The organism is Actinacidiphila sp. bgisy167, assembly GCF_965342175.1.
In the GTDB taxonomy this organism is placed as follows: Bacteria; Actinomycetota; Actinomycetes; order Streptomycetales; family Streptomycetaceae; genus Actinacidiphila.
In genome coordinates this window covers 1-13,228 of sequence record NZ_CBDRBL010000123.1, presented here as the reverse complement: position 1 = coordinate 13,228, position 13,228 = coordinate 1, and the positions used below count along the sequence as shown (strand labels likewise).

The following is a 13,228-nucleotide window of genomic DNA, read 5'->3' as shown; positions in this document are numbered from 1 at the left end:
ACCACCCCGCTGTCGGCGGCCAGAAGCCCGACGATGATGCGCATCGTGGTGGTCTTGCCGGCGCCGTTGCTGCCGACGAAGCCGAAGATGTCGCCTCCGTCGACCTGGAAGGACAGGGCGTCCAGGGCGATGTGGGAGCCGTAGTGCTTGGTGAGGTTGTCGATTTTGAGTGCTGTCACGGGGACTTCTCCTGCTGATGGGGCTTGAAGGTCGGCCGACGAGGCGCCGGCCTTTCCTCGTCGGAAGTACTTGCCGAAATGGAAACTGCATGCCAGGATGGAAACATGGACGCTGAGGAAGCACAGAAGAACCTGGCCGCCGCCCGCACCTCCTACGAGGCCTCGGTCACACCTGCCCTGCCCGCCTGGGCGCCTCCGGTCTGTGCGCTGATGATCGGCGCCGGAGTGGCCGTGGCCGGCATCGGCGCCGAGAGCGCCTGGGTGCGTGTGGCCGGCGTCCTGGTCGGCGTCGGCCTGGCCCTCGGCGCGCGCGTCCTGCTCAACCGCATCCGCGCCCGCCGCGGCGTGGTCGGCGTGCGCGGACCGGCCGCCCGTACCCAGTCCACCCTGGTCATCGCCGGCGCCGCATACGTCATCGGCGCCATGAACGCCACTCCGCAGACCCGCTGGGCCTTCCTCGCCATGGGCGCCGTCGTCGGCGCCATCGTCTGGGTGTCGCTGGCGAAGAAGGTGCGCAGGTAATGGACGGCCTCGATGAGGCCTTCCGTTCGTCGACCCGGCTGAGGATCGCCGCGTTCCTCTCCGGGTGCGACGAGGCGGAGTTCCGGGCCGTACAGGAGTACTGCGAACTGACCGCCCCGACCCTGTCCAAACACGCGGCCGCCCTGGAGAGCGCGGGTTATGTGGAAGTCCGCAAGGGCCACGTCGGCAAGACCCCCCGCACCTGGCTGACCCTGACCGACAATGGACGCGCCGCCCTGGCCGGCCACCTGGCCGAACTGCAGAACATCGCCGTCACCGCAGCACGGCATGGCAACGACCACCGCGCCTGAACGACTGCACCGGCGGGTGGGCAAACACGGCTGCGGCGCGGCCGCCCGGCAATTGCGCCGGGGGGCCGCACCACGGGTGGCCATCAGGAGATGACCGATACAGGCAGGATGCTCACCGCAAGTCCACTGTCACGACTTGCCGGCGCGGTCGCCACGCGAGCCCATACCGCTTCCTCGGACGGGGCAACGAACTCGGTGAGTTCATCGGCGCCGAGGTAGTGCATGTACCCGGAGAGAAGTTTCTCTTTCACGATCGGCACATCCTTCACGCATGGCTGCTGAAGCCAGATCAGCAGCCGTTCTGCACGGTCAGCGAGATGCTCGCTCCCACAACCGCGCCGGACACGGCCCAGCTGACGGACTCGACCGAGGCAGGGGCCTCGCCGGTGGCGGCGGTGCCGTACTCGTCCGCGGTGGTGTAGGCGGCGTAGCCAGCGATGAGCTTCTCGTTCATTTTCGGAACCCTTTCCAGCGAATGTCAGTTGGTCAAGCAGGACTAATCCAGGCGATCAGCACTTGTCGACAACCGACATGATGGAGAGGGCCACCGAGGCGATGGAGATGCCCACGGTCTCCGCGGACGCGGGGGCCTCGCCGGTGGCGGCGGTGCCGTACTCGTCCGCGGTGGTGTAGGCGGCGTAGCCAGCGATGAGCTTCTCGTTCATTTCAACTCCCAGTGTGTTTTGTTCTCCTTGGTGCCAGCAGCCTGGCCGCTTTTCTTTCGGCCTGCGGTTGCTGACGAGAAGAGTTCACCACTGTGGCGATCAGCCGGTCGAGAGCCGTTTCCACGGTGCTTGACCGAAAATCCGCTCTACCTTCGGAGTTCGCCGTTCAAGAGAAACTTTCGCCGGTTAGTTGATGCCGGAACTCAGCCGGCCTCCCGGGCGGCCTTGGCCGCCGCGACCCGCTCGGCGCGCTCCTGCATGACCTCCTGGATCCCCTCCATGCCCATGGGGTCGAAGCTCACGAGCTCGGGCAGCGACTTGATGCCGGAGATCAGGCTGATGAAGCCCACCCGGGAGTTCTCGATGTAGGTGCGCCCGATGGCCTGGGCCCGCTCCATGTACTCCTCCCGCAGCCGCGTAGGGTCCATGAAGTACCGCACATAGGCCAGGATGTCGCGGTACAGCTGCTGGTAGACGTCGTTGAACCGGCCCAGCGCCTGCTCCCCGAGGCTCGCATCGTCCAGGACCGCGTCCAGCGCCCGGGCGGCCAGCCAGGCGCCCGAGGTCCCCAGCCACACGCCGGAGGAGAACAGCGGGTCGATGAAGCACGCCGCGTCCCCCACCGCCACCCAGCCCGGCCCGAAGAAGCGCGCGCTGACGTGCGACCAGTCGCGGGCGGTGCGCATCTCGCCGGCATCGGCAGGATCGACCATCGTCTTGGCTATACGGCTGGCCGCCAAGCCCTCCAGGAAGACCTCGGTGCGCGAGCGCCCCTGGGCGGTGGCATCGGCGAGCTGGCTGGCCGGCAGAACGTAGCCCAGGCTCAGCTCGGTCTCCGACAGCGGGATGCCCCACATCCAGCCGCCGCCCTCGATGGCCTCCACCAGAATGTCGTCAGGCGCCTCCAGCGGCGTGAACCGCTGGAAGTAGGTCCACACCGCCACATTGCGCAGGTCCTCCTGGAAGGTCACCTCGGTGAGCTTGCGCGTCATGGTGCGGTTCTGGCCCGAGGCGTCGACCGTGTAGGCCGCGCTGGCGCGATGCGTCATGCCCTCGTGCTTGTAGACGACGCCGGTCACCGTGCCCTGCTCGTCCTGGACGACGTCGCTGACGTGCGCCTGCTCCAGGACCGTGGCCCCGAGCTTGCGGGCGTTATCCAGCAGCAGCTGGTCGAACTCGTCACGCTTGACGTGCCAGGAGTGGTCGTACAGGCCGCCTGTGGCGCTGAAGTCGGTGCGCCAGGGCTGCGGGTCGGCGCCCCACACCAGGTTGATGCCGGTCTTGCGCTGGAAGCGGGCCTCGAGCTCGTCCACCAGACCAAGCTCCTCCATGACCGGGATCATCCCGGTGACCATGGACTCGCCGATGTGGTAGCGCGGGAAGGACTCCCGCTCCAGGACCAGCACGTTGCGGCCGCGCTTGGCCAGCAGGCCAGCCAGGGTGGCACCGGCGGGGCCGCCGCCGATGACGATGACGTCGAACTGGGATGCCTCGGACATGAGCAGTGCCTTTCGTCGAGAGGCGGGGTCAGAAGGTGGGCAGGACGTCCACGAGCGGCGAGGACAGGTTGCGGGCGGGTTCGGCCGGATCGATGTCGGCGTCGATGAACGCCGCCACCAGGCACTCCTCAAGCGACTCGGTCGACCCGGGCGGAAGCGTGGCGTGCCGCACCAGCGCCTCGGCCAGTACGTGCGTGCGGTGCTGGCCAAAGCTCATGCCGCGGCGTGCCGGGCGCTGGTCGTTGGGCTCGAAGGCACACGCCACCGACTCGGTCAGCGGACGAGCGAACGGAGAGGTGCCAGAGGCAAGGAGCCCGGTGGACTGCAGATGCTCGGCGCAGGCCCGGGCCCTCTTCCAGCCCGGGCGCGGCAGATAGATGACGAGTGCGTCGGTGCGCGGGTACAGCAGCGGAGAGGAGGAGATCTTCGCCCGCCACGGCGTTCTGGCCCGGTCCAGGAAGCCGACCGTCTCGCGCCACACCGGCACGGCGGCCTCTGGGTCGGTCAGGTGGGCATACAGCCGCAGCGAAGGACCGGTGCCGGTGGGAGCCTGGGAGCCGGCGAGGAAGAAGCCGGGGGACAGACCCGGGCGCGCTGCCGGGACGAGAACCTGAGCAGTCGTCTGCCCGCCCTCGCACAGGGACGACGAGGGGACGGAGACCCGCAGCCCGTCCAAGATCACTGTTGTGTGTTCCGCGCCGCTGCCCACCACCGTCGCCTCACGGGTGAGCGTGCGGCCCTCCAGCACCTGGCTCAGCCGTGCGTCGAAGGCCGCGTCCCGCCACGTGCGGGGGGTGGCCTCCAGAGGCGTGCTGCGCCCGGTGTGCAGGGTCTGGTACAGCACCGAGGCCAGCTGGGAGATAAGCGCCTGCGGGCTGCTGCTCTCGTAGACCTCCCCGCCGGTCTCGGCCCGGTGCCCGCCATCGAAGACCTTCACCTCATCCAGCAGGCCGGCAACGCGCGCAGCCAGATTCAACGTGGTGGGCATCAGGCCTCCAAACCAAGAGTCGTGGTGAACTCGGCCGGGGACAGCAGGACCGTGCGTCCGATGCCCGCCGCAGCCTTGTTGATGGGCGACAGACGTGCGGAGGACTGCGCCGCGGCGAGCATGCGGTCGAGCATGTGCCATCCGGCATAGGCGGCCGCGCGAGAGGCCAAAGCCGTGTCCGCGCGCACCGCTTCCGGCGCGGCGGCGAGGTAGGCACGGTAGAAGGCGCGCACCAGCGGGGCGCAGCGTTCGACCTCCACCGCGCCGGTGGACACGATCTCCTCGTGGGTGACGGTGTGGCCGACGGGGGAGGCCTCGGCGAGCGCGCCGGGGATGCGGGTGGCTGCCTGGTAGAGCCACTCCCCGGCAAAGGCGCCCACGTCCCGGGCCGGGTCGCCCAGGCGCGTCTCCTCGAAGTCGGTCAAGAACAGCCGGTCGCCGGCCCGCAGGAACTGGTCGACGCGCAGGTCCCCGTGGACCGGGCACCGGGCGGCCGCCGTGCCTGCCCTGTCGGCCGCACGCAGTGTGTGCAGCGCCTCGATCAGGGCTGTGTCGGCGTGCAGGAGCCGCCACATCTCCAGCTCGGCGAACGAGGCGTTGGCGTAGCGCTGCAGCGGCAGCGCGGCCAGCAGGCCCAGCGGCGGCAGCGGGTGCTCGTCGGTGTCGAAGCCGGTGGGATCGAGCCCGTGCAGCCGCGCCACGAGGGCGCCGGCCTGCTCGGCGAGTGTCTCGTCGAAGGCGTCGTCGGCCAGCAGCTCGGCGCCGTTCTCGGCGTCCTCGAGATAGGCGAAGGCGACCAGGCCGTTGTCCACATCGCAGCCCAGCACCTCGGGGGTGGCCAGGCGGTCACGGCCGGCCTCCCACACCAGTTGGGTGCGGTGCATGCGGGCGGAGCGGGTCGTGTCGGTCGCGGTGCCGAACTGCTTGACGAAGACGTGAGCCCCGTTTTCGGTGGTGCCGGCCCAGTTGTCATTGCGGCCGCGGGGACTGGTGACCGTGTGCGGGTCGAAGGTTCCCAGATTCAGCCGGCTCAGCAGCGCGTTCACATGCGGCACGCCTGCGAGGTCGACCGGCTGGAAACGGGGGGCCCGTTCTCGAATGCCGATGCTTTTCGCCATGCCATGGACCATAAGGACGCCCCCGAAGCGGCCGCAACGCTCAACTTTCCCCGTTAGTTGACGCTCAGGTTTGAAAACCCTGCTCCGTGGCTTCAAGACTGTGTGTGGGGCGCAACAAAAGGTTGCCACACCGGTTCGACTCTTCTTGAATCCGGTGCCATGGCCGAAGTGAGGACTCGTCAACTGCCGAACGGTCTAAGGGTCGTGGCACAGCGAACACCGGGTGTTTCCGGTGTCGGAATATCAGTGCATTACCGGGTGGGATTTCGCAGCGAGCCGCTGTCGCGAAGCGGTTTTGCCCATCTGTTCGAGCACATGATGTTCCAGGGCTCGCTCAACGTCGCGCGCGGTGAGCATTTCGCGCGCATTCAGGAATGGGGAGGGACGGTCAACGGGCACACGTTCCCCGACCACACCGACTACTACCAAGTGGTGCCCGCCCACCAGCTGGACCAGGTGCTGGCCATGGAGGCCGACCGCATGGCGCACCTGCGCGTCGACCAGCGCAACCTCGACACCCAGCGCGACGTCGTCAAGCAGGAGATCGCGCTGCAGGTCGACGGCAAGCCCTACGGCGGCTTCCCCTGGACCGTCCTGCCCCAGGCCCTGTACGAGCTGTGGGCCAATGCGCACAACGGCTACGGAGAACTCGCCGATCTCGATGCCGGCACCGTCGAGGACTGCCAGGCCTTCTACACCGCCCACTACGGCCCGGGCAACGCGGTCGTGGCCCTGTGCGCCGACACCGTCGCCACCGGCCTGCTCGACGCCGCCACCCGGCACTTCACCGACCTGCCGGCCCGCCCGGCGCCTCGCCCCGCCCCGCTGCAGGAGCCGATCCGCAAACCACAGCACACCACCCGCCGGGACGCCCTGGCCCCCCGCCCCGCCCTTGCCCTGGGACACCGCATGCCACCGGTGACCGATGACCTGCGCGACTACGCCGCCCATCTGGTCCTCTCCCAGATCCTCACCGGCGGCACCACCGGCCGGCTGACGCAACGCCTGGCTGCCCACGCGGCCCGAGTGGATTCAAGCGTCGGGTTCTTCGGCCCCCTCATGGCCACCGATCCCGACACCTTCGTCATCGTGGTTCACCGCCCCGACGAACTGCCGTCGGCCACCGCCGTCGACCTGATCCGTGACGAGCTGCGCACCCTGGCCGCAGACCTTCCGGCTGCCACCGTGCAGCAGGCCACCCACGCCGTGCAGCGCACGCTCTACCAGTCCCTGGACTCCCTGGCCTACCGCACCCGCGCGCTCGCCCGCGGCCAGCTGCTCTTCTCCCGCCCACTGATCATCGAAGACCTGGCGCAGGCCATCACGGCCGTGGACACCGACACCGTGCGCCGGACCGCATCCCACCTGGCCCAAGAAGACGGCAGCGCCGTGGTCGACCTGCTGCCCGCCCCGCGCCCTGAGGAGGCAGCGGCATGACGTCCCTAGCACCCCCGATCGACCTGATGCTGCCGCCCATCGACATCGTCGACCATCCCTGCGGCAACGGCGCGAACCTGGTTCTGTCCCCGCTGCCCACCGTCCCCCTGCTCCAGGCCCACCTGGCCCTCGAGGTCCCACTGCGTACCGCTGCGGACACGGCCGTCTGGGACGTGCTGGCGGCGACCCTGCCCGCCCTGCCCGCCTGCACCGCCTTCGAGACCGTGGGCGGGCAGGTCGCCGTCACCCGCCGCCAGCAGTGGCTCATGGTCTCCCTCACCTGCGCCGGCTCGCACACGGGCCCGCTGACAGACGCCCTGGCCGGCGTGCTGGCCTTCGACGCCACCGACGACGCCATCCACCAGGCCCGCACCAAGGCCGCACAGCAGGCCGCCCTGGTGGCGTCCGTCCCGGCCGTCGACTCCACTCGCCGACTGTGGCAGAACTACTACGGCCACCTCCCGCCCTACGCGGATCCCGTCGCCGATGCCACCCACATCCGGAGCGTCACCGCCGCCAACGTCCGCCGCGCCCACAAGGACCTGCGCCCGCAGCGCGCGCACCTCGTCGTCGTCGGCGACCTCGCCTCCCCACAACTGGCCACCCGCCTGGAAGACGTGCTGGCCTGCTGGCCCGACCCGCTTTCGAACACCGAAGAGCACCGGGCAAGCGCCCAGGCGCCGACGCACGACCGCGGCCCGCACCTGCAGCACCGCCCCGGCTGGGCCCAGACACACCTGCGCCTCGCCGCCCCCTGCACCACGCGAGGCGACCTGCCCCGGTTCGCGGCCGCCCAGGTGGCCTCCCTGCTCCTGGGCGGAAACTTCTCCTCCCGCATCAACACCGACCTCAGAGAACGCCACGGCCTGGCCTACCGCACGTCCGCGACTTTGACCGACCACCTGGACAGCGACGTCATCGTCATCGAAGCCGACGTGGCCCCGCCCCACGCGTTCACCGCCTGGCACAGGCTGCAGCAGATCCTGACCACGTTCGCCCAGGACGGCCCCACCGACCAGGAACTGCAGACGGCAGTACGCCACACCGTCGGCAAGTACACCCTCGGTTTGGGCGAACAGACCACCCGCGCCGCCTGCCTGATGTCCTACCTCACCTCGGGCCTCGGCCCGGCAGGCGTCACCGAAGTCCCACAGGCGATCGCCGCCCTGTCCCGGGCCGACGTAACCGACATCGCCCGCCTCTGGCACCCGTCCCGCATGCACGGCCTTCTCTGCGGCGACCTGTCCGCCGACCCCCACGCCGCCGCCCTGACCTGACCCCTTGCCAGACCGCCCGACAACGCGCCCCCAGCGCGCACACGGTCGGCCAGAAGGACTCACACCATGCCAACCACCAGCGTCATCTACGCAGCCATGCCCACCGAACTGGGCAGCGTCGTCTCCTACGCCCGCCTGGCCGAACAAACCTCGAGCAACCGCCTGTGGTGCGGCCAGACCCTCACCATGGAGACCCATCACCTCTTCGCCGCCCTGAGCACACTGGGACTGGACCTGGCCTACGGCACGGCCGTCTCCGTCATGCCCATGCGCCATCCGCTCACCGCCGCACTCAACGCCCGCTCCGCCGCAGCCCTCTCCCAGCGGCCGTTCGTCGCCGGCATCGGGCCGGGCGCCGCAGTCCTGCAAGAGCGCCTGCTGGGCTCGCCCTACAACAATCCCGTGCGCACCACTCGCCAATACGCCACCATGCTGCGCACCCTTGCCAACAACGGCGTCGCCGAGGCGAGCGAGGGCCCTTGGGCCACCAGCGGCATCAACCTGCCCGGCCTGGAGACCCCGCCCGTCGAAGTGGGCCTGGGCGTGCTGCGCGAATCTATGGCCCGCCTGGCAGGCGAGATCGCCGACTGGGCCATCACCTGGCTCACCCCCGCGTCCTGGATCGCCGACCGCATCGCCCCGGCCCTGCGCGCCGGCCACGCACGCGCCGATGCCTCCCGCCCGCTGCCCAAACTCGCCGCGGTCGTGCAGTGCGCCGTCCAACGCCCGGGCCGCGACCTTGTCCACATCGCCCAACGCGCCGCCGGCACCCACCTCTCCGCGCCCCACTACACCGACATGCTGCAGCAGGCGGGCGTACCGGCCGACGCCGCCGACCCCGACAAGGGCGCCCGCCTGCTGGTGGAGCACAACGTCCTGGTGCACGGCACCCCACAGCAGATCGCCGACCGGCTCGCCGACTTCCACGCCGCCGGCGTCGACGAGGTCATCGTCAACGTCGGCGGCGTCCACCTGGCCGAAGGCGCCGGCGCCGCACTGAACGACCTCTCGGCCATCCTCAGCGCAGTCGAGGAACGGGAGCAGAAGCGATGACCTCCGCCCAGCCCTTCGTCCCCGACACGCCCCCCGCCCTGAACGCCACGCGTCTGCTGTACGTGGCCACCGGCGGCGTCCAGACCATGTTCGTGCCCATGTGGCTGCGGTGGCTGCACAACAGCTACCCCCAGCTGGACATCCGCTGCGTCATGACCCGATCAGCCCGGCGCTTCGCCGGAGTGACCGCCGTCGCCGCCGCCAACGGCGGCCAACCGCCCATGATCGACGTCTGGCCGGACGAGCCGCACAGCGCCCTGCACGTCGAGCTGGCCGCCTGGCCCGACGCGATCCTCGTCCACCCGGCGACCCTCCACTTCACCGCCCGCCTCGCCCTGGGCCTGGCGGACACCCCCACACTGCTGGCACTGCAGTGCACCCAGGCCCCGCTCGTGGTGTGCCCGGCCCTGCCGCCCGGCGGCCACCTCAACCCCACCTACCAGCAACACGTCATCGCCCTGGCCGAACGCGACAACGTCAGCGTCCTCCCGCCCATCAGCGGTGTCAGCATGTCCACCGGCGAAGAGGGCCTGGGCACCGCCGCCCTCCTGCCCCACGCCGTGGCCGCCCTGGAAGACTTGCGCTCCTGGCAGCAGGAGGCTGCCGCATGACCCTCCCCCTCCTGGCCGACAGCAACGTCATCAACGAGTCCGGGACCGGCTACCAGATCACCCGCGTCCTGCAGACCCCCGACCGACGGCTGCTGTGGCAGCGCAGCCCGGGCCGCGATAACCCCGAAACCTACCCACCGATCCCCGCAAGCGCCCTCGCCCGGCTGACCGCGCTTGACACGCCGACCCTGCGCTTCGCCGCGCCCCTGCACGCCACCCCCACCCAACACACCTGGCAGGTGCACGGCCGTTACAGCTTCGCCGCCCTGATGGTGCCCGCCGAAAACGACAGCGACGACCGCCTCACCTGCCTGATCACCAATCTGGGCAGCCGACTGCGCACACTGCACGACACCTCGGCCGGCACCGGCGACGACCTCGGCCCCCCGCGCAGCCATGAACGCCTGCACCACTACCTCACCAGCGGCCGCGGACCGCGCGCCGCCGCCGCCTTCCACTACCGGCTGCGCACCCAACTGGGCACCGCACGCTGGACCACCCTGCAGGACTACACCGAGCACATGCGCACCCGCCCGGACCCGCACAGCACCGTCCTGCTGCACGGATGGTGCTCCCTGGGCAGCCTCGTCGTACCCGACCCGCCCCACCTGCAGCCGGACACCGCCCCCCAACCGCCCGCCGCCCACCTGCTCACCGGCAGCGAGATTGCCGCAGGCCACCGCGAGACGGACCTGTCCTGCCTGCTGGGCGAGCTGATCGAGTACACCGCCGCGGCCCGTCACGCTGGCCTCGACTGGCCCCTGCCCGACCGCCTGCGCACGGCCCTCCTCAACGCCTACGGCGATAACTTCGACGACGCCACCCTCGCCGCAGGCTGCATCGTCCGCATCGCCACCCACGCCCTGGCCGTCGCCGCCTTCCATGGCTGGAACGACCAGCTCCACGGCTACATACCCATGCTGGCCGAGCTCCTCGAGAACGACGGACACGCCGCGCTCACCAGCACCTACTAAACCGCCCGACACCGCACCGACCACCCGCAGAGGGGACAGTCATGCCACGAGTACCTGTGCTGCCGGCCGAGGAGAAAGCGCGCATCGTCCTGGACCTGCTCGCAGGACGCATCACCTTGTCGCAGGCCGCCCTCCACGCCGGCGTGTCCGCACAGTCCATATCTGTCTGGCGCCGCCAGTTCATAGAGGCCGGCCACGTAGGGCTCCAGCCCCCCGCCCAGCAATCGACCGCCACACGCCGTGAGCGGGAGCTCCTCGGGGAGATCAAGGGCCTCAAAACCGCCCTGGGCGAGGCCCACCTCGCCCTGCGCGCCACCTCCACGCGCCGCATGTTCAACGCCCGCTGACCATCTCTCGCCCGCCCGCGGCTGGCCACCACACTCTCAGGGAGAACCATGTCCCGCAGAAAACCATCCGAAGCCTCCCCGTCTCCGGCCGCGCCCTCGGCCACCCTCCAGCTGCGGCGCGAACTGCTGGCGCAGCCTGGCCCCTTGGCGGCCGCCGTCCTGCTGGCGCTGGTCGCCACCGCCGCCGGTCTGTCAGTACCCCTGCTGGTCAAGGACATCATCACCCGCTTCGCCACCGACCAGTCCTTGACCACCCCCATCACCTGGATGTGCGTCGCGGCAGTGGTCGGAGCCGCCACACAGGCCGCCTCCGGCTTCCTCCTCGCCCGCACTGGCGAGCAGATGATCTACCGCATCCGCACCCGCGTCATGGACCACGCCCTGCGCCTTCCCATGGCGCGAATGCGCGCCGAGGGCGTCGGCAACCTCACCACCCGTATCACCTCCGACGCCCTCCTCATGCGACAGGTCGTCGACGTCGGCGCGCAGATGCCCCTCTCGGCCCTGACCGTCGTGTTCACCCTCGGCGTGATGGCCTGGATCGACTGGGTCCTCACCCTGGTGACCGTCGCCTCGCTGGCCATCGTCACCATCGTCCTCACCATGATCATCAGCCGGGTCAAGGACAACGTCACCGGCCAGCAGAACGCCATCGGCCGCATCGCGCAGCGCTTCACGGCAAGCTTGGAGTCGCTGACGACCATCAAGGCCTACCGCGCCGAGCGCCTGGCCCTGCGCGGCCTGTCACACGACGCCGACGAACTGCGGGCCGTCTCCGTGGAGGGCGCCAAGCTGCAGACCGCGATCCCGCCGGTGACCGCCCTGGGCAACCAGTTCGCCATGATCGCGGTAATCCTCACCGGCGGCTCACGCATGGCCGCCGGCGACCTCAGCATCGCCGACTTCGCTGCCTTCATCCTCTACATCCTCCAGGCCATCCCCCCGGCCACAGCCCTGACCCAGGGCTTCGGCCGCATCCAGGCGGGCCTGGCCGCACGTAACCGCTGCAACGAACTCCTGGCGCTGCCTCAGGAAGCGGAAGCCACGAAGAACCTGCCCGAACCGGACGCCGTCCCCGGCAGCGACGCCATCGCCCTGCACGAGGTCACCTACACCCACCCGGGCGCGACGAGTCCCGCACTGCGCGGTACCTCCTTCACGACGAAACAGCGCGGCCTGACCGCAATCGTCGGCGCCTCGGGAGCCGGAAAGACCACAGCACTTTCGCTGATCGACCGCTTCGACACACCGGACAGCGGCCACGTCACCGTCCTCGGACACGACATCGACCAATGGCCACTGGAGGCCCTGCGCTCGCGTATCTCCTACGTCGACCAGAGCTTCACCCTGCTGGAGGCGACAGCCCGCGAGAACCTGCAACTGGGACGCACCACCCCGATCGCCGAAGAGGACATTCAGCACGCCCTGGAAGCAGTCGGCCTCCACGAGGACATCGCCCGCCTGCCACAAGGCCTGGACACGATGCTGGGACGCGCCATCAACCTCTCCGGAGGGCAGCGCCAGCGCATGGCCCTGGCCCGAGCCTTGCTCTCTCAGGCCGAGATCGTCCTGCTCGACGAACCCACCAGCCAGCTCGACGGCATCAACGAACAGCGCTTCCGAGCCGTGGTCGACGACCTGGCCCAAGAGCGCAGCGTGATCGTCGTCGCCCACCGGCTGTCCACCGTCCAGCACGCGGAACACGTCGTCGTGATGGACCAAGGCCAAGTCGTCGACGCCGGCCCTCACCACACGCTCATGGACCGCTGCGACGCCTACCGTGCCCTGGTGACCTCGCAGGTCATCGCCACCTCTCCCGACGCTCCGGTGTGTGAAGACGTGGCCGCAGCCGCCTGAGAAGAAACAAAGGACAGCGCGCCATCTCGCCCTGTCTTCACCCTCCGTCCGAACCCCGCCATGAAGGAGATGCCGTGGCACCGAGCACACTCTCACCCTCGCACTCACTGGCCATCGAAGTACTGGCGTGCGCAGCAGCCGCCGCCGTGGGAGCCGGCGCCGCGCTCGTTGCCAACCACCTTCACACCGGCCACCACATACGACTCCTGGTGCGCACGATCGCGACGCTCACACGCCCCTCATCGAAGTGAAAGCGCGTTGGTGCGGGGCCCGCTGGGCAGCGGTCCCCGCACCAATGTGATGAAGCTTCCCCTTGAGGGAAGCGAGAGCAACCGCAGCAGGCGGGGGTCTGCTGCAGCTTTGGGTGACAGGTTGGGACTGTAAAAAGAC

The 13,228-nt window shown here is 69.7% G+C and carries 17 protein-coding genes; 10 read left to right on the top strand and 7 right to left on the bottom strand.

From position 1 onward, the window contains the following. On the bottom strand, positions 1–179 hold a 179-nt coding region (locus tag ACRWND_RS29025; RefSeq protein ID WP_431954640.1), incomplete at its 3' end, for an ATP-binding cassette domain-containing protein. Between the two features lie 105 nt (positions 180–284). On the opposite strand from ACRWND_RS29025, the gene ACRWND_RS29020 reads away from it, so the two are divergent. Both ACRWND_RS29020 and ACRWND_RS29015 read left to right on the top strand, forming a co-directional pair. Continuing rightward, positions 285–701: a hypothetical protein gene (locus ACRWND_RS29020; protein WP_431954638.1), complete on the top strand. Its 417-nt coding sequence runs from the start codon at positions 285–287 to the stop codon at positions 699–701. Then, a complete protein-coding gene (locus ACRWND_RS29015) occupies positions 701–1,012 on the top strand; it encodes a transcriptional regulator (RefSeq protein WP_431954636.1) in 312 nt (103 codons plus the stop codon). The genes ACRWND_RS29020 and ACRWND_RS29015 overlap by 1 nt, the downstream gene beginning before the upstream one ends. 83 nt (positions 1,013–1,095) lie before the next feature. On the opposite strand, the gene ACRWND_RS29010 is transcribed toward ACRWND_RS29015, so the two are convergent. The 6 genes from ACRWND_RS29010 to lxmK all read right to left on the bottom strand — a co-directional run bounded on the left by ACRWND_RS29010 (position 1,096) and on the right by lxmK (position 5,282). Next, positions 1,096–1,263: a hypothetical protein gene (locus ACRWND_RS29010; RefSeq protein ID WP_431954634.1), complete on the bottom strand. Its 168-nt coding sequence runs from the start codon at positions 1,261–1,263 to the stop codon at positions 1,096–1,098. Between the two features lie 38 nt (positions 1,264–1,301). After that, the gene (locus ACRWND_RS29005; RefSeq protein WP_431954632.1) at positions 1,302–1,466 is read right to left on the bottom strand and encodes an LxmA leader domain family RiPP; all 165 of its coding nucleotides are present in this window, start codon (positions 1,464–1,466) and stop codon (positions 1,302–1,304) included. Positions 1,467–1,521: 55 nt separating this feature from the next. Beyond that, on the bottom strand, positions 1,522–1,677 hold the full coding sequence (locus ACRWND_RS29000) for an LxmA leader domain family RiPP (RefSeq protein ID WP_401522233.1): 156 nt from the start codon (positions 1,675–1,677) through the stop codon (positions 1,522–1,524). A 203-nt stretch (positions 1,678–1,880) separates the two neighbouring features. Continuing rightward, positions 1,881–3,176, bottom strand: a complete 1,296-nt coding sequence (locus ACRWND_RS28995; protein ID WP_431954630.1) for an NAD(P)/FAD-dependent oxidoreductase — start codon at positions 3,174–3,176, stop codon at positions 1,881–1,883. 28 nt (positions 3,177–3,204) lie between these two features. Continuing rightward, positions 3,205–4,164 (bottom strand): T3SS effector HopA1 family protein, encoded by a 960-nt coding sequence (locus tag ACRWND_RS28990; RefSeq protein ID WP_431954628.1) that lies wholly within the window; start codon positions 4,162–4,164, stop codon positions 3,205–3,207. After that, positions 4,164–5,282: a class V lanthionine synthetase subunit LxmK gene (lxmK, locus tag ACRWND_RS28985; RefSeq protein ID WP_431954626.1), complete on the bottom strand. Its 1,119-nt coding sequence runs from the start codon at positions 5,280–5,282 to the stop codon at positions 4,164–4,166. The genes ACRWND_RS28990 and lxmK overlap by 1 nt, the downstream gene beginning before the upstream one ends. A 159-nt stretch (positions 5,283–5,441) precedes the next feature. On the opposite strand from lxmK, the gene ACRWND_RS28980 reads away from it, so the two are divergent. From ACRWND_RS28980 to ACRWND_RS28945, 8 genes are all read left to right on the top strand, one after another. Beyond that, the gene (locus ACRWND_RS28980) at positions 5,442–6,719 is read left to right on the top strand and encodes a M16 family metallopeptidase (protein WP_431954624.1); all 1,278 of its coding nucleotides are present in this window, start codon (positions 5,442–5,444) and stop codon (positions 6,717–6,719) included. Beyond that, a complete protein-coding gene (locus tag ACRWND_RS28975; protein ID WP_431954622.1) occupies positions 6,716–7,996 on the top strand; it encodes a M16 family metallopeptidase in 1,281 nt (426 codons plus the stop codon). The genes ACRWND_RS28980 and ACRWND_RS28975 overlap by 4 nt, the downstream gene beginning before the upstream one ends. A 66-nt stretch (positions 7,997–8,062) precedes the next feature. Then, positions 8,063–9,049: an LLM class flavin-dependent oxidoreductase gene (locus tag ACRWND_RS28970; protein WP_431954620.1), complete on the top strand. Its 987-nt coding sequence runs from the start codon at positions 8,063–8,065 to the stop codon at positions 9,047–9,049. Beyond that, positions 9,046–9,660, top strand: coding sequence for a flavoprotein (locus ACRWND_RS28965; protein WP_431954618.1), 615 nt, complete (start codon positions 9,046–9,048; stop codon positions 9,658–9,660). Before ACRWND_RS28970 ends, ACRWND_RS28965 begins: the two co-directional genes overlap by 4 nt. Further along, a complete protein-coding gene (locus ACRWND_RS28960) occupies positions 9,657–10,634 on the top strand; it encodes a hypothetical protein (RefSeq protein WP_431954616.1) in 978 nt (325 codons plus the stop codon). Before ACRWND_RS28965 ends, ACRWND_RS28960 begins: the two co-directional genes overlap by 4 nt. 41 nt (positions 10,635–10,675) lie before the next feature. Next, positions 10,676–10,981, top strand: a complete 306-nt coding sequence (locus ACRWND_RS28955) for a transposase (protein ID WP_431954614.1) — start codon at positions 10,676–10,678, stop codon at positions 10,979–10,981. Positions 10,982–11,029: 48 nt separating this feature from the next. Further along, positions 11,030–12,838 carry an ABC transporter ATP-binding protein gene (locus ACRWND_RS28950; RefSeq protein ID WP_431954612.1) on the top strand — a complete coding sequence of 603 codons (1,809 nt, stop codon included), beginning with the start codon at positions 11,030–11,032 and terminating at the stop codon, positions 12,836–12,838. Positions 12,839–12,912: 74 nt separating this feature from the next. Next, positions 12,913–13,089 (top strand): hypothetical protein, encoded by a 177-nt coding sequence (locus tag ACRWND_RS28945; protein WP_431954610.1) that lies wholly within the window; start codon positions 12,913–12,915, stop codon positions 13,087–13,089. The last annotated feature ends 139 nt before the right edge of the window (positions 13,090–13,228 follow it).